At 61.7% G+C, this 24,018-nt stretch carries 20 protein-coding genes; 7 read left to right on the top strand and 13 right to left on the bottom strand.

Annotated elements, in window-relative coordinates; genetic code table 11:
• Window positions 1–183 precede the first annotated feature (183 nt).
• On the top strand, window positions 184–1,461 hold the full coding sequence (locus tag MM194_RS07030; protein ID WP_033131521.1) for a sodium:proton antiporter: 1,278 nt from the start codon (window positions 184–186) through the stop codon (window positions 1,459–1,461).
• 474 nt (window positions 1,462–1,935) lie between these two features.
• Window positions 1,936–2,112 carry a hypothetical protein gene (locus MM194_RS07035; protein WP_152599339.1) on the top strand — a complete coding sequence of 59 codons (177 nt, stop codon included), beginning with the start codon at window positions 1,936–1,938 and terminating at the stop codon, window positions 2,110–2,112.
• A gap of 76 nt (window positions 2,113–2,188) precedes the next feature.
• On the opposite strand, the gene MM194_RS07040 is transcribed toward MM194_RS07035, so the two are convergent.
• Complete coding sequence (locus MM194_RS07040) at window positions 2,189–2,710, bottom strand: GNAT family N-acetyltransferase (RefSeq protein ID WP_033131685.1); 522 nt, start codon at window positions 2,708–2,710, stop codon at window positions 2,189–2,191.
• 245 nt (window positions 2,711–2,955) lie between these two features.
• On the opposite strand from MM194_RS07040, the gene MM194_RS07045 reads away from it, so the two are divergent.
• Window positions 2,956–3,219 (top strand): hypothetical protein, encoded by a 264-nt coding sequence (locus tag MM194_RS07045; protein WP_241343140.1) that lies wholly within the window; start codon window positions 2,956–2,958, stop codon window positions 3,217–3,219.
• A gap of 74 nt (window positions 3,220–3,293) precedes the next feature.
• Window positions 3,294–4,148 carry a neutral zinc metallopeptidase gene (locus tag MM194_RS07050; protein ID WP_033131683.1) on the top strand — a complete coding sequence of 285 codons (855 nt, stop codon included), beginning with the start codon at window positions 3,294–3,296 and terminating at the stop codon, window positions 4,146–4,148.
• Between the two features lie 70 nt (window positions 4,149–4,218).
• On the opposite strand, the gene MM194_RS07055 is transcribed toward MM194_RS07050, so the two are convergent.
• Window positions 4,219–4,917, bottom strand: coding sequence for an adenine nucleotide alpha hydrolase (locus MM194_RS07055; RefSeq protein WP_241343172.1), 699 nt, complete (start codon window positions 4,915–4,917; stop codon window positions 4,219–4,221).
• A 219-nt stretch (window positions 4,918–5,136) separates the two neighbouring features.
• On the opposite strand from MM194_RS07055, the gene MM194_RS07060 reads away from it, so the two are divergent.
• The 3 genes from MM194_RS07060 to MM194_RS07070 all read left to right on the top strand — a co-directional run bounded on the left by MM194_RS07060 (window position 5,137) and on the right by MM194_RS07070 (window position 7,627).
• Window positions 5,137–6,453, top strand: a complete 1,317-nt coding sequence (locus MM194_RS07060; RefSeq protein WP_241343141.1) for an MFS transporter — start codon at window positions 5,137–5,139, stop codon at window positions 6,451–6,453.
• A 132-nt stretch (window positions 6,454–6,585) separates the two neighbouring features.
• The gene (locus MM194_RS07065) at window positions 6,586–7,308 is read left to right on the top strand and encodes a MarC family NAAT transporter (RefSeq protein WP_347006501.1); all 723 of its coding nucleotides are present in this window, start codon (window positions 6,586–6,588) and stop codon (window positions 7,306–7,308) included.
• Between the two features lie 115 nt (window positions 7,309–7,423).
• A complete protein-coding gene (locus MM194_RS07070; protein ID WP_033131680.1) occupies window positions 7,424–7,627 on the top strand; it encodes a hypothetical protein in 204 nt (67 codons plus the stop codon).
• A 121-nt stretch (window positions 7,628–7,748) separates the two neighbouring features.
• Here the strand turns inward: MM194_RS07070 and tldD are convergent, their stop codons facing one another.
• The 11 genes from tldD to MM194_RS07125 form a co-directional block, all read right to left on the bottom strand.
• Complete coding sequence (gene tldD, locus MM194_RS07075) at window positions 7,749–9,197, bottom strand: metalloprotease TldD (RefSeq protein WP_241343142.1); 1,449 nt, start codon at window positions 9,195–9,197, stop codon at window positions 7,749–7,751.
• A 156-nt stretch (window positions 9,198–9,353) separates the two neighbouring features.
• Window positions 9,354–10,175, bottom strand: coding sequence for a carbon-nitrogen hydrolase family protein (locus MM194_RS07080; protein WP_241343143.1), 822 nt, complete (start codon window positions 10,173–10,175; stop codon window positions 9,354–9,356).
• Between the two features lie 19 nt (window positions 10,176–10,194).
• The gene (locus tag MM194_RS07085; RefSeq protein WP_241343144.1) at window positions 10,195–10,779 is read right to left on the bottom strand and encodes a nucleotidyltransferase domain-containing protein; all 585 of its coding nucleotides are present in this window, start codon (window positions 10,777–10,779) and stop codon (window positions 10,195–10,197) included.
• Window positions 10,779–10,976 carry a Dabb family protein gene (locus tag MM194_RS07090; protein WP_241343145.1) on the bottom strand — a complete coding sequence of 66 codons (198 nt, stop codon included), beginning with the start codon at window positions 10,974–10,976 and terminating at the stop codon, window positions 10,779–10,781. The genes MM194_RS07085 and MM194_RS07090 overlap by 1 nt, the downstream gene beginning before the upstream one ends.
• 32 nt (window positions 10,977–11,008) lie before the next feature.
• Window positions 11,009–14,980, bottom strand: coding sequence for a YhdP family protein (locus MM194_RS07095; protein ID WP_241343146.1), 3,972 nt, complete (start codon window positions 14,978–14,980; stop codon window positions 11,009–11,011).
• Entirely contained in the window at window positions 14,981–16,450 is a 1,470-nt protein-coding gene (rng, locus tag MM194_RS07100) for a ribonuclease G (RefSeq protein ID WP_033131674.1), read from the bottom strand.
• Window positions 16,451–16,623: 173 nt separating this feature from the next.
• On the bottom strand, window positions 16,624–17,202 hold the full coding sequence (locus tag MM194_RS07105; protein ID WP_033131673.1) for a Maf family protein: 579 nt from the start codon (window positions 17,200–17,202) through the stop codon (window positions 16,624–16,626).
• Window positions 17,203–17,253: 51 nt separating this feature from the next.
• Window positions 17,254–17,739, bottom strand: a complete 486-nt coding sequence (gene mreD, locus MM194_RS07110; RefSeq protein WP_033131672.1) for a rod shape-determining protein MreD — start codon at window positions 17,737–17,739, stop codon at window positions 17,254–17,256.
• Entirely contained in the window at window positions 17,739–18,680 is a 942-nt protein-coding gene (gene mreC, locus MM194_RS07115) for a rod shape-determining protein MreC (RefSeq protein ID WP_241343147.1), read from the bottom strand. Before mreC ends, mreD begins: the two co-directional genes overlap by 1 nt.
• A gap of 41 nt (window positions 18,681–18,721) precedes the next feature.
• Window positions 18,722–19,762 (bottom strand): rod shape-determining protein, encoded by a 1,041-nt coding sequence (locus MM194_RS07120; RefSeq protein ID WP_005308111.1) that lies wholly within the window; start codon window positions 19,760–19,762, stop codon window positions 18,722–18,724.
• A 216-nt stretch (window positions 19,763–19,978) separates the two neighbouring features.
• Window positions 19,979–24,010: a DUF6701 domain-containing protein gene (locus MM194_RS07125; RefSeq protein ID WP_241343148.1), complete on the bottom strand. Its 4,032-nt coding sequence runs from the start codon at window positions 24,008–24,010 to the stop codon at window positions 19,979–19,981.
• Window positions 24,011–24,018: the final 8 nt, after the last annotated feature.

A 24,018-nucleotide genomic window follows, 5' to 3' on the forward strand; every position in this document is an offset into this window, starting at 1 on the left:
TGCCACTGAGTTAACCTCATCCTAACAGCAAACGAATGGTATGGAAATCTAGCCGTCTATCTGTCCGTGCGGTTGATTAAATATAACCATAAATAGGTAATGAGTACCCCCTGAGCCGAGAGTACCCTATGCCCGTCCTCAATGGGGATACGTGCTTGCTGTTTACTAAAGAGAAAAATAACTATGAGCGTCTACTACACACTCTGCTTCCTGGCAGCGCTGGCGATATTCATCGCCTTTGCCAACCAGTATGTGGTGAAGATCCAGACCACCATCGCCATCACGGCAGGATCCATGCTGATCTCCGCCCTGCTGGTGCTGTTTGGTAAGCTGGGTTGGTTCAATCTGGAACCGCTGGCCGTCGAGACCATGGAGAGCATCGACTTCCAGAACTTCCTGCTGAAGGGGATCCTGGGCTTCCTGCTGTTCGCCGGCGGACTCGGCATCAATCTGAAGGCCCTGCGCAGTCAGAAGTGGGAGATCACCATCCTCTCCATAGTGGCGACCCTGCTCTCCACTTTCCTCATCGGCTATGGCTTCTGGTTCATCGCCAAGCTGCTGGGCTGGGAGCTGCCGTTGGTCTACTGCATGCTGTTCGGTGCACTGATCTCCCCCACCGACCCCATCGCCGTGCTGGCCATCGTCAAGAAGATGAAGGCGCCACCCCAGATCGCCATCCAGATCGAGGGGGAATCCCTGTTTAACGACGGGGTCGGCCTGGTGATCTTCGCCACCGTGTTTGCCGTCGCCTTCGGCGGGGTCGAGCCGACCTTCGGCAGCGTGGCCGGCCTGTTCTTGCACGAGGCCCTCGGCGGCATCCTGTTCGGCGCCGTGCTGGGGCTCATCGCCCACGTGATGATCAGCGCCACCGACGACGGCTCCCTCGAGCTGCTGCTGACGCTCTGCATCCCGACCGCGGGCTTCGCCTTCGCCAACATGATCGGCGTCTCCGGCGCCCTGGCCATGGTGGTCACCGGCATCATGATCGGCAACTGGACCCGCCAGTCCGGCTTCTCCGAGCAGAGCCGCCACCACCTGGATCACTTCTGGGAGTTGATGGATCAGTTCCTCAACGCCCTGCTGTTCCTGCTGATCGGCCTGGCACTGGTGCTGCTGGATCTCGCCTGGCAAGACTGGATCCTGCTGGTCATCGCGGTGCCGCTCTGCCTGGCCGCCCGCTTCATCAGCGTGTCCCTGCCCTACGTCGCCTTCCGCCGTTTCCGCAGCTACAACACCTTCTCCATCCGCATCCTGACCTGGGGCGGCCTGCGCGGTGGCCTGGCCATGGCCATGGCACTGGCGCTGCCCTCCGGCGTCATGGTGCTGCCGGAGCAGGGTGTCGATCTGCGGGAGGTGATCCTGGTGATGACCTACTCGGTGGTGATGTTCTCCATCGTGGTACAGGGCATGACCATCACGCCCATGATCACCGCGGCCAAAAAGGCCAGCGGCAGCTACTAAGCCGAGGGGGAAACCTCATAAGGCGACCAACGAAAAGGGCTCCCGACGGGAGCCCTTTTGCTGAGCCGTCGCTGGTGAAGCCTGTGGCTTTTTTACGCACCAGCGAAATATCTGTTTGCTTTTCATTCATTTTGCAGAGAGAATGCGCCCCGGCTAGTTAATCAGCCCTGTTTATGTTACCCCTGCAATGCTTCACCTTTGGTTGAATCCAGTCAGTACCCGCATAACCTCCCTCTGATTTACTCGCCTTGAGAACCGTCAGGCTGTCTGCCTGCGTTGCCCGGCTCTCACGGTGCAGACCCGATCTGCCCACTCCCAAGTAGCACCATGCATCTGCATGTTCCTTGGCGCATTTCCTTGAAAAGTGCAGACGCCCTTAAGGGGCTGGGTATTCCTGCGTGGATCTGACCACGCCCATTGACCTGAAATTTGCAAAAACAAGGAGCAAACACTTAATTTATATAGAGAAATACCATGATGAAAGCCGTACAAACACACAAACCCCTGCGTCGTAGCAAACCCGTCAACCTGCCCCTGCAAGAGCAGGATGCCGATGCCTTCCTGATCCAGTTCAGTACCCGTTTCAGCGGTGGCTTCGCCATCTCCTGTGATGGCATCCCTGGCGAGTTCTCCATCGAAGACCTCAACTGATCCGGCCCACCGACAGCCACGACACAAACAGGCCGCAACTCACGGCGGCCCTTTTGCTATTTTGCCGTTTACCGATTCAGACCGGCACGCTTTCCCTGCTTGGATCTTCCAGCAGCAGGCACTCCTCTTCGCTCTCACCCAGCCTGACCAACCGACCCTGACTCAGCCCCAGCTTGGCCAGCAGTGCGACCGAGCGCTCGTTGCCCGGGGTGACGATGGCGATCACTCGCTCGATTCCCAGCCGCTCCCGACCGTCTTGCAGCGCCGCCTGCGCCGCTTCTACGCCATAACCCAGACCACGATAAGCAGGCAGGAAGGCATAGCCGATATCCTCGCACGGCAGGGTATCGCGCTTGATCAGGCCGCAGATGCCGATCCTGGCCTCATCGTCCCGCCGCATCACCAGATAGAGACCATGCCCATGCTGGGCATAGCTGATCGCCGGCCCCTGCTGGATGTAGTCTTCGGCATCGCCCAGGGTGCGTACCCCGCGATCGCCGATGTAGCGATGGAAATCGCCGTCGTTGAGCAGTTCGAGAATAAAGGGGGCGTCAGCCGTGGTTAATTCGCGCAGGATGAGTCGCTCGGAGAGGATCATGGCAAGGGCTCTTCTTTTAGGAATAAACGGAAACATAACAGGCCATCAAGACTGCCCCCGCGACGGCCCCTTGGCAAGGTCTGGCGGGCGGAAGTGACAGGATCGGCGACAAAAGTCCCGGGCATGACGCCAGGGGCCTGTCATCCTCGCCGACATGAACTCCATTTCGGCGCGAGCCGCGGGCCGGTTGCGGCTATACTGCTCCCCCTATTCAGACTATCAGTGCAACGTTCAGGACAGACACCATGACGGAATCCACCGAATTTTTCGACGAACAGACCCTGCTCGAGATGGTTGATAACCAGCTCGCCGACGGCCATCCCCTGCAGGTCAAAGCCACCCTGATGCGGCTGGTGATGAAAGGCACCCCCCGCGAAGAGGCGCTGCAATACATCGCCTGCGCCCTCGGCGCCGAGCTGATGGCGATGGAGGCGGAACAGGGCCCCTTCAACCTGACCCGCTACGCCGAGTTCCTCGACAGCCTGCCCGAGATGCCCTGGGCCAAATGAGGTCCCCTCGTGAGGCAAGGTGGGCGGCCAGCCATTATCATTACTGCCACAGCCAATAACGGGAGTAGGCAGACATGCGCTGGCAAGATCGCCGTGAGAGCAGCAATGTGGAAGACAGGCGCCAGGAAGGCGGTGGCAGCGGGGGCGGCGGCCTGCCCATCGGTGGCAAGGGTCGTCTCATCCTGATTGTGGTGGTGATGGTGGCGGGTTACTACGGCGTGGACCTGAGCCCCCTGCTCAACGATCCGGCCCCGCAAACCCAGGCGCCGCGCCAGAATATGTCTCAGCCGGCGAGCGATCCCCTGGCCAAATTCACCTCTGTGATGCTTGCCTCCACCGAGGATGCCTGGGGGGAGATCTTCAAGGGCAGCGGCAGCCAATATCAGCCCCCCAAACTGGTGCTCTATCGCGGCGCCACCCGCACCGGTTGCGGTCAGGGCCAGTCGGTGATGGGCCCCTTCTACTGCCCGGCAGATCGCTCCGTCTACATCGATCTCTCCTTCTATCAGGACATGCGCGACAAGCTCGGGGCCGACGGTGACTTCGCCCAGGGCTATGTGGTCGCCCACGAGGTGGGTCACCACGTGCAGGCCCTGCTCGGCATCTCCACCAAGGTGCGTCAACAGCAACAGGGGCTGAGTCAGGCCGCGCAGAACAAGCTGTCGGTCAAACTCGAACTGCAGGCCGACTGCTTCGCCGGGGTCTGGGGCCACTATATGGAGCGGGAGCAGGTGCTGGAGCACGGCGATCTGGAGGAGGCCCTCAACGCCGCCCAGGCCATCGGCGACGACCGGCTGCAACAGCAGGGTCAGGGCCGGGTGGTGCCGGACAGCTTCACCCACGGCAGCTCGGCCCAGCGCCTCGCCTGGTTCAAGAAGGGCTTCGACAGTGGCAAGCCCGCCAGCTGCGACACCTTCGCCGCCCGCTAGGAAAGCATGCAACAAGCAAAGAGCCGACCCTTGGGTCGGCTCTTTGTTGTGGGCTGGCGGCGTTGCCGGCTCAGGACTTGTCGCTCATCTCATCCACGGCGTCGACCGGTAGCAGATCGGTAAAGACGAAGCCGTCTCTCACCACAGTTTCCCCTGTTTTTATGGCCAGAGGCAGCATGAACATGGGGCCGTCATAGGCCAGGGTGTGGAACTCGCCGTTCTCGCCGCAAGGGTCCACTCCCTCCGGCAGGGCCGCCAGCAGCGCCTCATCGAAGTCGTGGCCGCCGAGGCTCACCTCCAGCTTCTTGGGGTCGAGGGTGCTGATCCGCGCCTTGAGCCCCGCCGTCATCATCTCCCGCGCCAACAGCCGGGTGTCGCTGCCCCAGAGCGGGAACAGCGCCGTGATCCCGGTGCCCTCGAGCTGGCGCTCCCGATAGGCGCGCACGTCCTCGAGGAAGAGATCCCCGAACGCCATATGCCGGATACCCTTGGCCACCACCTCGGCAATGAAGCCGGTCATGATGCGGCCGTAATCCTCGTTGCTGCAGGGCCAGGGCAGATCGATGGTCAGCAGCGGCAGCCCCACGCACTCGGCCTGCTGCACCAGCAACTGCTTGCGCACCCCGTGCATGGCAACCCGCTCGAACGCCTGATTGAGGGTGGTGAAGAGTCCCACCACCTCGATGGCCGGGTCCTGGCGCAGCCGATGCAGTGCCCAGGCACTGTCCTTGCCGCTGCTCCAGGAGAGCAGCACCTTGGTTTTTGTCATCATCTATCCAACTCTTGTATAGGGAGCCGCCAGCCAGCGCCTCTGCCGCGGATCCGCGACCGGTCACCATCAGGTCCGTTTGTGGCTTCAGTGTTGCAAGACTGTGTTGCGAATTGTGCGATTTACATCTCGGGACACAAAAGCATACCCTCATGATTGAGCGCGTCCCCGCACAAGGATGGGGAACAATAACTAAAAAATCATGGGAAACATAAGGATATGACTACAGTCCGCACCACGCATGACCATAATCGCCCCCTCAACCGACAGGATTACAAGACCCTGAGCCTGGCGGCCCTCGGCGGCGCCCTCGAATTCTACGACTTTATCATCTTCGTCTTCTTCGCCGTGGTGATAGGCGAGCTGTTCTTCCCCGCCGATATTCCCGAGTGGCTGCGCCAGTTCCAGACCTTCGGCATCTTCGCCGCTGGCTACCTGGCCCGCCCCCTCGGCGGCATCATCATGGCCCACTTCGGCGATCTCATCGGCCGCAAGCGCATGTTCACCCTGAGCATCATCCTGATGGCGCTGCCGACCCTGCTGATCGGCCTGTTGCCCACCTATGCGGCCCTCGGCATCGCCGCACCGCTGTTGCTGTTGCTGCTGCGCATCCTGCAAGGGGCCGCCATCGGCGGCGAAGTCCCCGGTGCCTGGGTGTTCGTGGCCGAACACGTGCCGGCCAAGCGGATCGGCATCGCCTGTGGCACGCTCACGGCAGGGCTGACGGCCGGCATCCTGCTCGGCTCCCTGGTCGCCACCGCCATCAACCGCGGCATGAGCCCGGTCGAGGTGAGCGAGTGGGGCTGGCGTCTGGCCTTCGTCCTCGGCGGCATCTTCGGCATCGTCGCCATGTACCTGCGCCGCTGGCTGCACGAGACCCCGGTCTTCGCCGAGATGCAGGCCAACAAGGCCCTGGCCGAGGAGCTGCCGCTCAAGACGGTGCTGCGTGAGCACAAGGGCAGTGTCGTCATCTCCATGCTGCTGACCTGGCTGCTCTCCGCCGGCATAGTGGTGGTGATCCTGATGACCCCGACCTACCTGCAAAAAGTCCATGGCATCAGTCCCGCCGATGCCCTGACCGCCAACTCCCTGGCCATAGTCGCGCTCACCCTGGGTTGCATCTTCTACGGCAGGCTGGCCGACGCCCTCGGCAGCGGTCCCACCTTCGTGTTCGGCTCCTTGCTGCTGGCGGGGGCGACTTACGCCTTCTATCACGGTCTGGCGGCGGGCATGGAACAGCTGGTGCCGCTCTATGTGCTGGCGGGTTTCGCCGTCGGCATCGTCGGGGCTGTGCCCTATGTGATGGTCAACGCCTTCCCGGCCGCGGTGCGCTTCTCCGGCCTGTCGTTCTCCTACAACGTGGCCTACGCCATCTTCGGTGGTCTGACCCCTATGCTGGTCACGCTGTGGATGAAGAACGACGTGCTGGCGCCCTCCCACTATGTGGTCAGCCTGGCCGTGCTCGGCTTCGTGCTCGGCCTCTGGCTCTGGCTGCGGCAGCGGGGTCAACGTCAGGCTGCACCGCAGACGGCATGATCAAGACAGGGACCCCGACTTTCGGGGCCCCTTCGTTCCGGCTATATTCAGCCGGGCTCCCGTAGAGTAGCCCCCCCTTAGGCCAGACCCGCGTCTGGCCCCTGTTTTTTGCCAACCACCCCGAGGTGCAAGATGTTTTTCCAGGTCGTATTCATCGCCTTGCTGGCCCTGCTTCCCATGGTCAATCCCCCCACCACGGCGACCCTGCTGCTGGGTCTGAGCAAGGGCATGTCCCGCGAGCACATCCGCCGCCAGATCAATCTGGCCGCCATCTATCTGTTCGCCACCCTCTGCGTCAGCTTCTTCATCGGCTCCTCCATCCTGGATCTGTTCGGGATCTCCATTCCCGGTCTGCGGCTGGCCGGCGGTCTCATCATCGCCTTCATCGGCTTTCGCATGCTGTTCCCCGCCCCGAGTCAGGCCGCCGGGGTCGACATCAACCAGAGCATCGCCTTCGTGCCGCTCACCATGCCCAGCATGTGCGGGCCGGGCACCATGGCCCTGGTGATCAGCGGCGCCGCCCAGATCGCCGAGCTGCCGGCCGACTACAACCGCTTCGTCATCTATGCCGCCATGGTCACCGCCTTCGCCCTGATGAGCCTGCTCAGCTGGGGCGTGCTCAAGCTGGCGGATCCGGTCTGCAAGATCCTGGGGGCCACCGGCATCGATGCCATGACCCGTATCATGGGCTTCCTGCTGGTGTGCATGGGCATGCAGTTCTGCATCAATGGCATCAAGGAAGTAGCGCAGGACCCCGTGTTCCACGGTGCCCCTGTCGCCCAGATCCAGCATCAGACACCGGGCGCTGCCGAGCAGGCCATCGAGCAGGCGCTGGAACCAAAAGATGCCAAATAAACCAGGTTAAACGAGGGGGGGATGAGGGTTTCGTCTATTTTTTATACAGCCCAGGTTCAGCTAGCGAGGCCTAAGGTGGTATTGCCACACCAATCTACCCCTCAGGAGATATTGAATGGAAAAGATGCTGACCGAGATCAATGGCTACAGCCTGTTTCATGAATACCTGAACGTGGTCGGCATAGCCAGCCCATCCCCCGCCCGACTGAGCAAGGGATGGGAACACCGGAAATCCAACCGTCTGGTGGCCCAGATAAGGATCGATCCCCAGGGCAATCCACACTATTACATCGACGCCCGCGTCATCTCGGTCAACTGACCCGCCCTGCGTCGACCAGCCCCGGTATCAACCGGGGCTTTTTATTACCCCTTCTCTGGCGCAATAAAAACCCCGGCCTTGAGCCGGGGTCTTTATCAGGTAAGGGTGCGGATGCTCAACCCTATTGGGTGCCGCCCACGGTCAGCTGATCCAGCTTGAGGGTCGGCTGGCCGACCCCGACCGGCACGCTCTGCCCCTCCTTGCCGCAGACGCCGACCCCGCGATCCAATGCCAGATCATGGCCCACCATAGAGACCTGGCTCATGGCCTCTGGGCCGTTGCCGATGAGCGTGGCGCCCTTGATGGGGGCGGTGATCTTGCCATCCTCGATGAGATAGGCCTCGGAGGCGGAGAAGACGAACTTGCCGGAGGTGATGTCCACCTGACCGCCACCAAAGTTCGGGGCGTAGATCCCCTTCTTCACCGAGGCGATGATCTCCGCCGGATCGTACTGACCCGCCAGCATGTAGGTGTTGGTCATGCGCGGCATCGGCAGGGCGGCATAGGATTCGCGGCGGCCGTTGCCGGTGAGCGGTACCCCCATCAGCCGGGCATTCTGCTTGTCCTGCAGGTAGCCCTTGAGAATACCGTTCTCGATCAGCACGTTGTAGCCACCCGGCGTCCCTTCGTCATCGATGCTGACGGAACCACGCAGACCCGGCAGGGTGCCGTCATCGACGATGGTGCAGTGCTTGGAGGCGACCTGCTCACCGATACGACCGGCGAAGGCGGATGAGCCCTTGCGGTTGAAGTCCCCTTCCAGGCCGTGGCCTACCGCCTCGTGCAGCAGCACGCCGGGCCAGCCGGCGCCGAGCACCACCGGCATGGTGCCGGCCGGCGCATCGATGGCCTCGAGGTTGACCAGCGCCTGGCGCACGGCTTCCCGCACATAGCCGAAGGCCCGGCTCTCCAGCCCGTCCAGCTCCAGGAAATGGTCATAACCACAGCGACCACCGCCGCCGGCGCTGCCGCGCTCACGGCGATCCCCCTTCTCGGCGATGACGGTCACCGACAGTCGCACCAGCGGGCGCACATCGGCGGCGAGCGTGCCATCGGTGGCAGCCACCAGGATCTCCTCATAGACGCCGCTGATGGAGGCCATCACCTGATTGATGGCGGGATCCAGGCTGCGGGCAAACTTGTCCATCTGCTCCAGCAAGGCGATCTTCTGATACTTGTCGAGGGTTTGCAGGGGATCCATGGCCGGATAGAGCAGATTGGCTTCTGTGCGGGCCCAGGCCTTCACCTTGCCCTGGGCGCCGGCGGCGGCGATACCACGGGCGGCGGTGACCGACTGTTGCAGTGCCAGCAGGCTCAGCTCATCGGAATAGGCGAAGCCGGTCTTCTCGCCACTGACGGCACGCACCCCGACCCCCTGATCGATGTTGTAGCTGCCATCCTTGACGATGCCGTCTTCCAGCATCCAGGACTCGTGCCAGCTGCGCTGGAAATAGAGGTCGCCGAACTCCACCTGATGGCTCATCAGGCTGCCGAGCAGCTGCTGCAGCCGCCCTTCATCGAGGTCGTTCGGGGCCAACAATGAGGCACTAACCTGGCTCAATAGACTCAATCTTCTTCTCCATTCTCGCTGGGAGATGTCGTAACGGTATTTCTTCAGCCTCTCTCATCGGGAGAGAGTGCAAAGTCGTGACCTCATGCGATCCGGCTTCCATAGGTCCGATCAGGCTTCCCTAATCGAACCGGCGGGAAAGTCACATCGACGAGGCTAAAGCAGGCGGGCGTGTTGCAGCACCGGCATGGTTCGCTTCAATTTTTCGATAAGCCCGGCATCCATCTCTGCCAGCACAGTGCCGGCGCCGCTCGGCCGACAGGCCAGCACCCGACCCCAGGGATCGATCACCATGCTGTGGCCCCAGGTCTGGCGCCCCGTCTCATGGGTACCGCCCTGGTTGGCGGCCACCACATAACATTGATTCTCGATGGCGCGGGCCCGCAGCAGCGGTTCCCAATGCGCCTCGCCAGTCACGGCGGTGAAGGCGGCAGGCACCAGCAACACCCGCGCACCGGCAAGGGTCAGCTGGCGATAGAGCTCGGGAAAGCGCAGATCATAACAGATAGAGAGGCCGAGGGGACCAAAGGGGGAGTCCACCACCACGCAGTTCTGACCAGGACTGAAAGTTTCCGATTCCCGATAGCGGCCGTGGCTGTCGGCCACATCCACATCGAACAGATGAATCTTGTGGTAATGGCCCCTGCGATCCCCGTTGGGATCGAACACCAGCGAGCTGGTGTGGATGTGGGTCGAGCCGGGGATCCGGGTCGGCATGGCACCGGCCACCAGCCAGATCCCGTGCTCCCTGGCCCAGGCGGCCAACTGCGCCTGAATGGGGCCGGCGTCGCTCGGCTCGGTCCCAAGCGCCTCGGCACCGTCCAGATAACCCTGCCGCTCACCAAACAGGGCGAAGTTTTCCGGCAGCAACGCCAGCAGCGGCCGCTCTTTTGGCAGGGCCGCCAGCTCGGCGGCGATCTGTGTCTTGTTGTCCTGCCAGTGACGGCCGGAGATCAACTGTATGGCGGCTAACAACATTGCTCTCTCCTTGTCCGTGTTAACCACGGCCTGCGATATTCGGGTCTTTATCCATCTCACCCAACAGTTTGCGAAGATGGTGTCTGACCAAACCCCGTTGGCCCCGCTCGGCCCACTTGAGACAATCAAACAATTCCCATACCAGACCATCACCTGCAGCCATATAGGCGGGGAAATCCCAATGACTCGGAGCAGGGCCACCAACCTCCAGTGCTGGCAGACAAGAGGTTTTATCAAAGAGGGGCAAGTAAGGTTTGGCAAGAGGGAATCCTGCACCACTGTCAAGGATGTGGATCTCTATGCTGGACATGTCCAAGAAGATGTAACGCCAGTAAGAACAAACCTCTTCATGCCTTCCTCGCCAACAGTGAAATACGGCCCGATCCCCCACGATTGAGTGCACCAGAGCCTCACCCTGTTTATGGAAGCCTGGCGTTGCCAGCAGCAAGACATCGACATCGGATACCCTGTCTGCCTTGCCCTTGGCGAGTGACCCAACCACCACGCCAGCCTCTATGGCAGGGTGAGCCTCTCCCTGCTCAATAACGGCTTGCATTAGAGCTTGTTGAAGTGGTGGGATGGTAGACCAGCGTTCATCAACCATCACAACCGCTCCTCAGCAAAAGCCACATCTCCGGCCTGCGGGGTATAATCCAGCACTATGATACGTTCCAGCACGGAGCGGAAAATGATTTTGAGCACCTCGTGATCCGGGTGGGGCAGATAACGCTGGCGGTCCACCTCAATCTGCTCGGCTTGGGTATCAAGCTGGAACGCAATCAGCAGGATATGTCTAATCATGGCTCACTCCTTGTGATGACAGTACCACCCTGTCAGCGCTGACCGGACCCCTGATGTTTGGGATTGAGCAGGAAGGGGCTGACTTCCTCGGCAGGCAGCTTGGGTGCCACCGCATCGACCGCGTCCTTCTGTTGCTGATTGAGCTTGATGCGCGCCCGGTCCCGGCCGGCCTCGATCAGTTTCGGATCGTTGAGCGGGCCCGAGACCCGGAAATCGATGCGAGTCACCACATCCACCACCGGCTCCAGCAGCTTGGAGAGCGCCAGCACATAGAGCCCGGTGATCGGCGTCAGCGAGAATGCGGCTACCACCGGCAGAGTCCCCCCCAGATTCGGGGAGAAGCTCAACTCGTAATCGAGCCGCCAGCGCACCAGATCGGCGATGCCCTCACCGCGCAGGTTGCCAGCCGCCCCCTTCATGAAGAAGTCCTGATTATCCACCTGGCCCTGCTTGACCTTGGCGGAGGCAGACATGGACTCGAAGTAGAAGCCCTTGTCGAACACATCGCGAAAGTCGAGGCGCAGCTTGCGCAGCAGGGAATCCAGGCTGAGCAGGGAGAGCAGTCGCGCCCCCTTGTCATTGACCTCACGCAAGGTGCCGCCCTCCAGCTTGAGATCGGCGCTGCCCGCCAGGGTCGACACATTGGGCCTATAGGGCACGTCACGCCAGTTCAGGTCCAGTGCCAGCTTGCCTGGCGCATCGCCGATGGGGGAGGTAAAGCCGAGCCGCTTGAGCAAGAGTTCGCTGTTCTGGGTGTCGAGCCTGGCCTGGGCACGGGTCTGCATCTGGTTGGGCTGCGCCAGCCACTCGGCACTCCCCTTGAGGGTGCTGCCAGCGAGCTTCATCTCCAGTCCCTTGAGATCGAGCCGGTTGTTACCGGGCACCAACTCCCCTTTCAACTCACCGAGGGGCAGGCTGCCGAAGCGGCAATCCACGCAGCTGAAGGTGAGCCAGGGAATGGTATCCATGATGGCCTTGTCCTGACGGGCATTGGGCTCAGGGCTGAGATCCGAGCCCTTGCCGGACCAATGGATGCGGGCAAACTTGGCATCGATGGGTTGCTTGCCGGTGACGGGAATGCGCACCACCCCCATCACATCCGGGCTGTCGATCATCACCTCGGTGGCCTGGTTGACCGGCCCCACGGTGAAGTGCACCGCCTTGAGGTTGGCGCTGCCGATGTCGGCCCGGGCCAGCTGGCCATCCACCCACCACTCCTGTGGCAGGAAGGCGGGGCCGACGACCGCATTGCCACCCGGCGCCTGATCCGGCAACCAGCGCTTGAGCCGCGCCAGCCAGCCGGCCACGTCCGCCTGTTGCTGATTGATGGCGAGCAGCATGGGCTTGTCCTGCAATACCCGGGCGCCCGGTTGACCTATGTCGACCCGCACCCGGCTCAAGTAAGGAGCCCCCTCGCCGTAGACCAGCCGGCTCTGCATATCCACATCGGCGCCCAGCACGCCGCGAATATCGGCACTGCCGTCACGGCCCCGCACCGTCACCTTGAGAGGGAGCTGACTAGCCGCCACCTTGGCCAGCGGGACCGGCAAGTCCAGCCCCATCCCCTGCAGGTTGGAGTCCAGTGCCAGCTGGAAGTTGAAGGGGCTGTTTTCCGGCAGGGTCAGCCCCAGGGTACCGGTCCAGTTGCCGCGTCCCTTGAGCATCTCGAGGGCGGGAATATCCTGGCGCTGGCGGCTGCTGTCCCAGAGTCCCTTGAACTTGAGATCGACCTGATAGCGATTCGGCAGCTGCTTGCCCTGATAATCCAGGGTCAGCGGCTGATTCCACAGGCTGGCCTTGAGGTTGCGGAAACGGGTGTGTTCGTTGTCGTATTCGAGCCGGCCATCGACGCTCTCCAGCGGCATGTCCAGGGTTGCTATCCTGACCTTGTTGTTATGGAACAGGGCATCACCGCTGGCCTTGACCTCGCTCTTGCCATCGAGGGGAATGTCCAGCTTGACCGAACCCTTCATGGGCCCGCGGATCTCGATCTCCCGCAGCGCCTGCCCCACTGAGCCGCCCAGTGGCGAGTCCTGCAGATAGTCGCTGATGGCCTTGCCCTCACCCGCCACCTTGGCATCCACATAGAGATGGGCACCGGGGGCGAGGTTCGGGATCCAGGCATGTACCGCATCGGAGCTGGCCTTACCGAGCCGGGTGGAGCGGCTGTTCATGTCCAGACTCGCATTCTGGAACAGCAGATCGATCTGCAGGTCGGTGAGGGGTTGCCAACCTGGGAAGAACTGGAAAGTCGCCTGCTCGAGGGGCACCGCTACCTGGAAGACTCCTTTGCCGTTGTCGTAAGGGAAGTCTCTGAATTCGCCGTACCAGAGCAGATCCGCGCTCGATGCCTGACCCCCCTTGATGGCGCCGCTCAGGTAATCCACCAGGCCGTCACTCATCACCGCCAACGGGTAATAGCGATCCGCATGGGCCGCCGTCTTGACGTCGATGCGACCAGTCAGGGCGAGGAAGGGATGCTCGAACAGATCGAGCCGGAAGCGGCTGGCGAGGTGCAAGTCCGAGTTGTCCAGCAGAATGTCCTGTCCATAGAGTACCCAACCCTGTGGCGCCTTCCACCAGTCGAGCCGTGCCCCCAGGCTGTTCACCGGGATCGGCTCCTTGAAGTGGCGGGCCGGATCCACCTTGCCCTTGCCAAGGCTCAAGCGGGCGCTGCCGCCCGCCGGAGTCAGCCAGAACTCACCGTCCAGGTTTTGCAGGCCGGGCACATCTCGCCAGGCCTTGGTGCCGAACCCGACCAGGTGCCCGTTGAGGGAGAGCCCCTGCCAGTCGGCATCGGCTTGCAAGATCAGATCCTGCAACTTGCCCGTGGGCTGGGTGCGTTTGAGGGTCTCGGTCAACTTGGGATAGAGGCCGGAGACCAGCTGGCTCAGGCTGGCGATCTGGCTGAGGTCGATGGCAGGCACATAACCCTGGATGCGAGAACCTGTCCGCTCGAGTTGCAGACGGCTGTACAGCCAGGTCGCGCCATCGAGTTTGAAAATGACGTCATGACTGGCGAACTGCCAGTCCTCGCCCTCACGGCGCAACTGGATCTTGCCACCGCGCAGCTCGAGCCGGTGATAAGCGCCTTTGTCCTTCTTTTGCTCGTCACGCCCGGACCGGCTCTCCTTGCCAGCAGGGGCCTTGCCGTGATGCGGCACCTGCTTGGCCTCGTCCTGCCAGATCAAATGGTTGTTGCCAAAGGCCAGCAGCGAGTCGCCCAGTTGACCGTTGGCAAATTCGCTCCACAGCTGGAAGTCGAGTTGACCCGTCACCTTGGGTTCGCCGGCGTGGATCCGCGCCAGCATGGGGCTGATGTCGAGCTCGCTGGCGCCCAGATAGAGCTGGCCCCGCAAGCGATCGAGCCGGGCTTCGGGGGCATCCACATCCAGGATGAGATCGATGGTGCTCTCGCCCACCCCGTTGATGAGATAGGCCTTGCCCACCCCCTGATGGCGCTTGCCACGGTTTTGCCAACGCAGCTGGGCGATGTTGAGGGCGCGCACCTCACCCAGCGCCGTGGTGATGCTGAGGCGGGTGTCGTGAATGTCGAAGGTAGAGAGCTGGGTCAGCAGGAAGCGCAGCAAGGCTTGCTGCTGGTTCGGGGTCTTCGCGCTCGCCGACTCCGCCGGCTGGGCCAGATCCAGCGCTATGTCGCCGTCGCTGAGCAGCAACTGGCCGAACACCGGCCGCCACTCGTTGAGAGAGCGCCAGAAATCGAGATGAGCCCAGACCTTGCCCAGACGCAGGGAGAAACGCCCCGAATCCGGGGCGATGGCGAGCCCTTGCAGCTCGAGGGCCGGGCCACGACGGGTCCAGTCCAGCCCGACGCGCTCGACACTGACCTCCAGCTGGCTGTCGCCGAGCAGGGTGGCGATCAGCGCCTGCCTGTGCTGGTTGAGCAGGGGGCCGCCGAGGCGCACCAGACTGACCATGATGGCCAGCAGCACGAAGAAGACCCCGAGGGCTAACCAGCCCCGACTCAGCCAGCGGTAGACCAATTACATCATCACCACATCGAATTGTTCCTGCCCACAGAGCGGCTCGGTCACCACCCTGACCTGTTTGCCGATGAAGACTTCCAGCTCGGCCAGACTGTGGGACTCCTCGCCCCGCAGGTAATCGGCAACGGACGGCGCCGCATAGACGGTGAACTGATCCGCATCGTAGGCGCGGTTGACCCGGATGATCTCCCGCAGGATCTCGAAACAGACTGACTCCACCGTCTTGACCCGGCCGCGTCCCTTGCACTCGGGGCACTCGGAGCAGAGCACGTGCTCCAGGCTCTCGCGGGTGCGCTTGCGGGTCATCTCCACCAGCCCGAGCTGGGAGAAGCCGTTGACGTTAGTCTTGGCTCTATCCTTGGCCAGCGCCAACTCCAGGCTGTGCAGCACCCGGCGGCGGTGATCCTCGGACTGCATGTCGATGAAGTCGATGATGATGATGCCGCCGAGGTTGCGCAGGCGCAGGTGGCGCGCGATGGCGGCGGTCGCCTCGACGTTGGTGTTGAAGATGGTCTCTTCCAGATTGCGGTGGCCGACGAAGGCGCCGGTGTTGATGTCCACCGTGGTCATGGCTTCGGTCTGATCGATGATGAGGTAGCCGCCGGATTTCAGCTCCACCTTGCGCTCGAGGGCACGCTGGATCTCGTTCTCCACATCGTAGAGATCGAAGATGGGGGAGTCGCCGAGGTAGTACTCCAGCTTGTTGGCAAGCTCGGGCACATACTCCTCGGTGAAACGCTTGAGCTGATCGAAGCTCTGGCGCGAATCGACCCGGATCTTGTCGAGCTCGGCACCGACGAAGTCGCGCACCACCCGGAAGGCCAGGCTGGGATCCTCGTACAGGATCTTGCAGGGCGGGTACTTCTGCTTGCGCTCCAGGATCTTGCGCCACAGCCGTTTCAGGAAGGCGGCATCCTGCTCCAGCTCCTGCTCACCCACCCCTTCGGCGGCGGTACGGATGATGTAGCCACCGAGATCGTCCACATAACCGGCCACGGTACGCTTGAGGCGCTCACGCTCCGCCTCCGACTCGATGCGCTGGGAGACGCCGACGTGGGCGCTGCCCGGCATAAACACGAGATAACGGGATGGCAGTGTGATGTCGGTGGTGAGGCGGGCACCCTTGGTGCCCAGAGGATCTTTCACCACCTGCACCATGATGTCTTGCCCCTGGCGCACCAGCTCGGCGATGTTGCCGGCCTGGAACTGCTCCTTCTCCTTGATCGCCACGCACTCGGTGTGCGGCACTATGTCGGAGGCGTGCAGGAAGGCGGCCTTGTCCATGCCGATGTCGACGAAGGCGGCCTGCATGCCGGGCAGTACCCGACTGATCTTGCCCTTGTAGATGTTGCCCACGATGCCGCGCTTGGCCTGACGCTCCACATGCACTTCCTGCAGCAGACCGTTCTCGACCAGGGCGACCCGGGTCTCGGAGGGGGTGACGTTTACCAGCAGTTCGACTGACATAAGTTACCTTGCCTTTCTAGTTTTAAATTCTGGAACGTCTGATTACGCCGCTCCGCGGCCAATCAAACCTACGTATTGGGTGTGTAGGTTCGATTAGCCCGTCGGCGTAATCGAACGATCGAGGCAGGCGTCACCGACCACTCATGTCATCAAGGATCTCGTTGCTCGAGTCGCTATTTGAGGCACTGCTTGATCAGCAGATCCGTTTCCAGCAGGGGCAGGCCGACCACGGCGCTGTAGCTCCCCTCGATGCGGCTGACAAACTTGCCGGCAATGCCCTGAATGGCATAGCTGCCGGCCTTGTCGCAGGGCTCACCGGTGCGCCAGTAGGCCTCGATCTCGGCCTCATCCAGCTTGCGAAACGCCACATTGGTGGTGACCAGCCGCACGTCGCAACGCTCGGGGGTGGCCAGTGCCACCGCCGTCATCACCTGATGCACGCGGCCGGAGAGCGCCTCCAGCATGTCCTTGGCATCGAGCAGATCGGACGGCTTCTCCAGCACCCGATCCCCCAGCACCACTATGGTATCGGCGCCCAGCACCGGCAGTGCCGTTGGCGCCGCGGCCAGACCGGCCATCGCCTTGTCCCGGGCGAGCCGGCAGACGTAATCCTGGGGCTTCTCGCCCTCGCTGCGCTGCTCGGGCACATCCAGCCTGAGCACCTCGAAGCGGTAGCCCAACTGGGTCAGCAATTCGTGCCGGCGGGGCGAGCCCGAGGCGAGATACAGTTGCGGTTCGTTGTGCTTGTTCATATTCACTTAATGAGATGAGTTACAGTGACAATGCGTTGTTTTTGCTCATATTCACTTGATATTGAAGTGACGGCGCACCTTGCGCAAGACCATAAAAATCCAGGGCCATATTAACATCGTTGTCAGCGTCGACCAAAAATAGGCGAAGTTGAGGCTGGCACGGCTGAACAGGTGCTCGGCCCAGAATACCGTGATCTTGCCCACCAGCGAGAGCAGGCCGATGATCAGCGCCTGCTGCCAGAGGGAGAAATTGCGGATCTTCTGGAACTGGAAGGCCGCCAGATAGGTGGTAATGGCCATGGCCATGGCCCGCACCCCGAGCGTGCTGCCGAGCAGCACATCCAGCAGCAGGCCCGCCACCCAGGCGGTGCCGACGTTGGCCCTGTGGGGCAGCGCCAGCGCCCAGTAGATGAGCACCATGGCGAGCCAGTCCGGCCGGAAGGGTTCGAATTGAAAGGGGAGCGGCAGGATCGACAGGCACAGAGCCAGCAGGATCGAGACCCAGATCCAGATCCTGCCACTGGCGGGTTGCAGCATCAGCGCGTCGCCCCCGCTGCCGAGGTGGCGGGTGCAGCGGGTGCTGTCGCCGCCGAGGTGGCTGGCGCTACAGGTGCTGTCGCTGCGGGCGCCAGGGCATCCTTGTCGTTCACATCCGGTTTCTTGTCGGTCCAGAGCAGCAGCAGATAGCGCAATCTATCCAGCGCCACCAGCGGCCTGGCCTCGACTTGGGCGAAGGGCTTGCCCTCCACATAGTCGGATCGCGTCACCGTCGCCACCGGATACCCTTCCGGGAAGCGGCCACCGAGACCCGAGGTGACCAGCAGATCGCCGACCTGCACATCGGTGTTGCGCGGCAAGTTGCGCAAGTCCAGCTTGTCCAGCTCGCCGCCGCCTGAGGCGATGGCGCGCAAGTCGTTGCGCAGTACCCGCACCGGAATGCCGTGGCTGGAGTCGGTGATCAGCAGGACACGGCTGGTGGTGGATCCCACGTGCAGCACCTGACCGACCACCCCCTGATCGTTGATCACCGGCTGACCGTTGTAGACACCGTCCAGCGCCCCCTTGTTGATCAGCACCTGATGACTGAAGGGGTCGGAATCCACCGACAGCAGCTCGGCCACCATCTTGCGGGACTCCTTGTGCACCGGCGAGCCGAGCAATTCTCGCAGCCGCTGGTTCTCATGCTCCAGCTGCTCCAGCTTGAGCAGGCGCGAGCGCAGGGTCAGCAGTTGCTGTTCCTGCTGCTTGGTCTGCTCGATGAGGCTGGATCGGGTCTGAACCTGGGTCGACATGGTGTCGAGCAAGGTACCGGGCGCATTGGCGATATATTGCAGCGGACTGACGAGCGAGCTCAGATAGACGCGGACGTGCGTGAACACACCGAAGCGGGAATCCGCGACGATGGCAGCGACAGAGATGATGACGGCGAGAAACAACCGTAACTGAAGCGAAGGGCCTCTACCAAAGATGGGTTTCATGAGTCGTCAAAAAAGAGCCGGCGCTCGGCCGGCTTTGGGTCTTATTCGTAGTGGAACAGATCGCCACCGTGCATATCGATCAGCTCCAGCGCCTTGCCGCCACCGCGGGCGACACAGGTGAGGGGATCTTCAGCCACGACGACCGGGATGCCGGTCTCTTCCATCAGCAGACGGTCGATGTCCTTGAGCAGGGCGCCACCACCGGTCAGCACCATGCCGCGCTCGGAGATGTCGGACGCCAGCTCGGGCGGGGACTGCTCCAGGGCCACCATGACCGCGGAGACGATACCGGACAGCGGCTCTTGCAGCGCTTCCAGGATCTCGTTGGAGTTCAGGGTGAAGCTGCGCGGCACGCCTTCGGCCAGGTTACGGCCGCGGACTTCGATCTCGCGCACCTCTTCGCCCGGGTAGGCGGAGCCGATCTCGTGCTTGATGCGCTCGGCGGTGGCTTCCCCGATCAGGCTGCCGTAGTTGCGACGCACGTAGCTGATGATGGCTTCGTCAAACTTGTCACCACCGATGCGCACGGACTGGGAGTAGACCACGCCGTTCAGGGAGATGATGGCCACTTCGGTGGTACCACCACCGATGTCGACCACCATGGAGCCGGTCGCTTCGGAGACCGGCAGGCCGGCACCGATGGCGGCAGCCATGGGTTCATCGATCAGGTAGACCTCACGGGCGCCGGCGCCCAGTGCAGATTCCTTGATGGCACGGCGCTCGACTTGAGTGGAGCCGCACGGCACGCACACCAGCACACGGGGGCTGGGGCGGAAATAGTTGTTGTCGTGAACCTGCTTGATGAAGTGCTGCAGCATCTTCTCGGTCACGTAGAAATCGGCGATGACGCCGTCTTTCATCGGACGGATGGCGGAGATGTTGCCTGGGGTACGACCCAGCATCTGCTTGGCGGCATGACCGACAGCAGCGACCGATTTGGCGTTCCCGCGCTCTTGGCGAATGGCGACAACTGAGGGTTCGTTAAGGACGATCCCTTGATCTTTTACGTAGATCAGGGTGTTGGCAGTTCCCAAGTCGATCGACAGATCGTTGGAAAAGACGCCTCTGAGCTTTTTGAACATGGCTACGGGAAATCCTAAGAATTTGGAGGTGCGGAAAACCGGCTAACTTTACCAATGCCCACCCCAATGGGCAAGCGCTCAAACTGTCGCCAATCAATCAGGCGCGACAAAAATGCGAGTCATCACTCACCCGCACAGGCCGACAAACACTACGAAACAAGGAGATAAGACGCAAGCCAATGGTAAACGGCCTCTCTCCCCTTTCGCAGATCAATTTCAGGGCATCACCTCACGGCGATAAATAATCCGATCGTTGCCCCTGTCCCGGCCGAAAATGGCCTCCCCCATCAGGTGATCCGTCATGGCCGGATCCGCCAGCCAGGTCGGTTGTGACGGCTGATTGGCCAGCAGGATCCGGTAGGGAATGCGCACCGTCTGATTGGGCTGCGCGAAGTGGAACCCGGTCTCGCCGGCACCGAAGCGGGTCTGGCTGCCACCGGGGGCGACCTGACCGAGACCGAGGCGGATGCGAGTGCCATCTTTTAGCGTCAGATCCCCCGTCCCGGCGTCATAGTGTTGATCGGGATCGGTAAACAGGATGCCGCCCCCTGCCAGAGAGACCTGGGTACAGACATCCTGCTGATTGACTCGCCACTGGCCTCCTTCGAAATACTGCACCTGCAGCGGCAGCGCCAACGGGGCGCTGGCGACCCCCTGCCGGGTGCTGGCCAGCAACCGGCCGTAATAGGCGATCATGGTGTTACTCGACCCCAGCGGGATGGGGAGCTGCCTGGCGGTGCAGTTCACCCCGCTCTGGCAATCCCCCGTCACCCCTGGGTTCATGTCCCGACCGGTGAGGAAGCTGACCGCCGTAGCCTCGCCATCCGTCACCTTCAGGCCCAGCCGCAGCAGCCGCAGGGGCTCCTCCGGCGCGGTCAGCGCCGGAGTCAGTTCTCGCAGCCGCACGAAACGGTTCTGACCATCGAAGCTGGTCTGCCCGCTCACCCAGTTTTTGGTCAGGGGATCCAGCCGGTTGGAGCGATCCACCCCGTCCTTGTTGTTGGCCGCCACCAGGGAGATAACCCCCTTGGCGAAGGCGTCCCGGTAGTTTTGGGTGATCCCCGACTGCTTGTTGCGCGCCTGCACCGTCGTCTGCACACCAAACGGCTGACTCATGTAGCTGAAGCCACCGCAGGCCGGAGTGACGGTGCCGCTCATCAGGTTGAAGTCCCAGGGCACGAAGCGCCCCACTGGCACGCTGGTGGCGGCAGGAATGGTGTAACCGAAATAACCCGTCGATGCAGACGTTGCCACCGGTGGCGTCGCCGTCATCTGGAAGACCCCGACCTCGTTGAGCGACTGGGTGACGGCATTGAGGTTGTTGCTGGCCGCGATGGCATGGTCATAACTCGGCTTGCTGACCACCGCCTCGACCCCGGGCTTGGGGGCCACCAGCTGGCTGCCGAGCGCGATATTGGCCAGTGTGAAGTTGGGGGTCGCCAGGTTGCCGCTGCAAAGATCGGTGTCGTTATCGGCCTGCCAGGCCACGGCGCCGATATTCAGCTGGAAGTCGTCGCCCGCCTTCTTGAACACAGGACAGCTGATATTTCCTGCCGCGCAGGCCCCCTGAGTTGGCGTGATGCAGAGCCCGACCGGGCGGCTGACGAAGAGATCCGAGCCCGTCATCACCAGCCCCGCAGTATCCCCGCTGCCATCGTGGCGAGCATTGAGCCGCATCTGGCCCGCATCCGGGTAGCTGACTTTTTTCAGGGTTGCCTTGCCCTGGCTATCGAAGGTCAAATTGATGGTCGTTGCTGCCGGGGAAGTAACACTGGCGGCATAAGTCGGGATAGCGTTGCCATCTATCGTTATCTTGCTGTTGAAGATATTGGTACTCGGGTCTGTATAAGTTCCCCAAAAGCCGACCGAGCGCGCACCGATAAAGCCGGGGATACACTGCTGGGTCGCAGTGTCTTTCTTGACTGCGCTGATCACCACATCCTGAGGCTTGTTGGCCAGGGTATCCGGCACATCGAACAGGAAGCCGCTGTCGGCAAAGTTGAGGGTACAGGCGGCGGCGCTCAGTGCCCCGCTGCCCGCCCGACACAGGGTTCCATGGAGGAAGCCAGGGGTCGAACTTGAGACCCCGATGGTCACGGCACTGGCCGTATTATTGCGTAGCTGGGCCGAGGTCGAGCCCCCGCTGAAGACCACCTGATTGCCGCCGACCCAGCCATTGCTGCCGGAACTGGGAGTGAGGCTTAAGGTAGCGCTGACCTGCTCGGTGACGAGCTGGGAACAACCCGCGTTGGCGCAGGCCTTGATAACTACCGTCTCCGGATTGCAGGTGAGCGCCTGACCGGAATGGGTCAGCTCGAAGTGATCGAGTTGGCTCCCCCCCGAGCCTCCACCGCAAGTGATGCCACCGAGATCGACGTTATCGACGGCATCCTGAGAGAAATCGAAATCGCTGTTACCGCCGCTGTCGATATTGCCACCGGCCGCCAGCGCCCCCTCGATGCTGGCGTTGCCGGTCATCTTGACGTTGCCCGCCACATAGACGACAGCATTGATCTTGTTCTGCCCGGCTATCTTGAGATCCCCCTTCACATAGATAAAGAGATTCTCCGGCAGATTGTTGGGGTTGAGCTCGGCGTTGTTCAGATCGAGATTGTTGAAGTAGAGCCGCGCCGTCACGCCAGTGGCAATGATCTCGGCCTTGTTGCTGATGCTGCCGTTGTTGAAGTCGTGATCCCCTGGCACGAAGCTGTTGCCGCTGTGGCCGGTACAGCTGGTGCCATTCCCCTGCTTGCTGCACACCAGATCCCCGAGGGGGGGCACCAGTACACCGGGCGGCGGCGTCATGCTGACGCCTTCCGAGGGGGGATCGGTAAAGATATCTTTGCAACCGGGAGGGGAACACATGCCGGGCCAGTCACCGCCGAAGGGCTCATGTATGATCTTGCTGTTGCCCGTCATGGTGACATTTACCGCAGACACAGCCCCCGTCAACTGTGCCTGAGCGCTCATGTCCAGATCGCCCGCAGTCACATAGAGGATGGCGTTGAGTTTGGCATTGCCACTCATGGTGACCTTGCCAAAGCCGTAGATCATCAGGTTGTTAGCCTTGCCATTGGCGTTGACCATTTTCTGATCACTCAGGCTCAGAGCGCTGTTGAGGTAAAGTTGGGCAACGTTGCCGCTGTCAAATACCAGCCCGTTGTTGCTGCCCAGCTCCAGCGTGCCAAGCCAGTGGGCGCCACCACTGAAGTACAGGTTGTTGGCCGCGTTCCCCAAGAACTTGAACGACTTCACGTAATGGCCCAGCAGGTAACCACTGATAATGGAATCGTTGTTCATGTCCAGCGTCTGGTAGAGCGTGACGGCCAGATCGCTGCGGTTGCCAGCAGCCGAAATACCAGCAGCACTCATGGTCAATGCATAAACATTGAGGGAACTTTGTCCTTGCAGCAGCATGGCTGGCGTATTGGTGTTGTAGGTGCTGAGGTTGATATTCTTGATGGACCAGCGACCCGCCGCCATGACCATCTGCCCCCCCTTGGTCACCTTCACATTGTCGATATAGTGCGGCTGGAAAGTAGAGGTGACATTGCCCACCGAATTGGGCGAGAGATCCAGGCTGTTGTACACGGTGACATTGGCCCCCGACAGCTTGCCGTTGTCAGTGACGGTGAGAGAGGAGGCATGCAGGCTGCCACTCCCCTTGATGCCATCCGAGGTGCCATTTACCAGTACGGTTTTGGCATAGACTGTTGCCCCATTGAGGTTGAGTACAGCCCCGGCAGAAAGTGACAAGGAGTCGAAGCGATAGGTTTGCCCGGCTTTCAGGGTTGCCACGCAACTACCATTGCTCCAGACCGCATTTCTGTAGTCTCCGGCGGCTGGCGAGATGGCGTTGGAACAGGCCAGATCACTCTGTCCGCTGTAGCTGGGGAACCCACCTGGATTGACCGGAAAATCATTGGGATCGCTGATAAAAGCCTGACTCTTGATCGGGCTGGCCAAAGATCCGCTGACATTACAATTCGATACGTAGGTACCGCCATTGTAGCCCCCACCATTGTTGCAGCTGGCGTTCGGCTGGATGTTCTTGCCAAGGAAGGGATAGTTGGTCCCCACGGTGGTACTGGTGATCGAACTTTGACCATTCATGCTCAGCATGCCAGGGGAGGCATGGCTCTGCACCGGGTAGACAAAGGCTTCGGTGCATTGATTGGCCGCCTGTACCGAGGCAGAACCCAGCAGCAGCCACAAGGCTGAACCCCAAATACGGTGGCGGGACTTCATGGGGTCTG

Origin of the sequence: Aeromonas sp. MR16 (assembly GCF_022549315.1) — a bacterium.
In the GTDB taxonomy this organism is placed as follows: domain Bacteria; phylum Pseudomonadota; class Gammaproteobacteria; order Enterobacterales; family Aeromonadaceae; genus Aeromonas; species Aeromonas aquatica.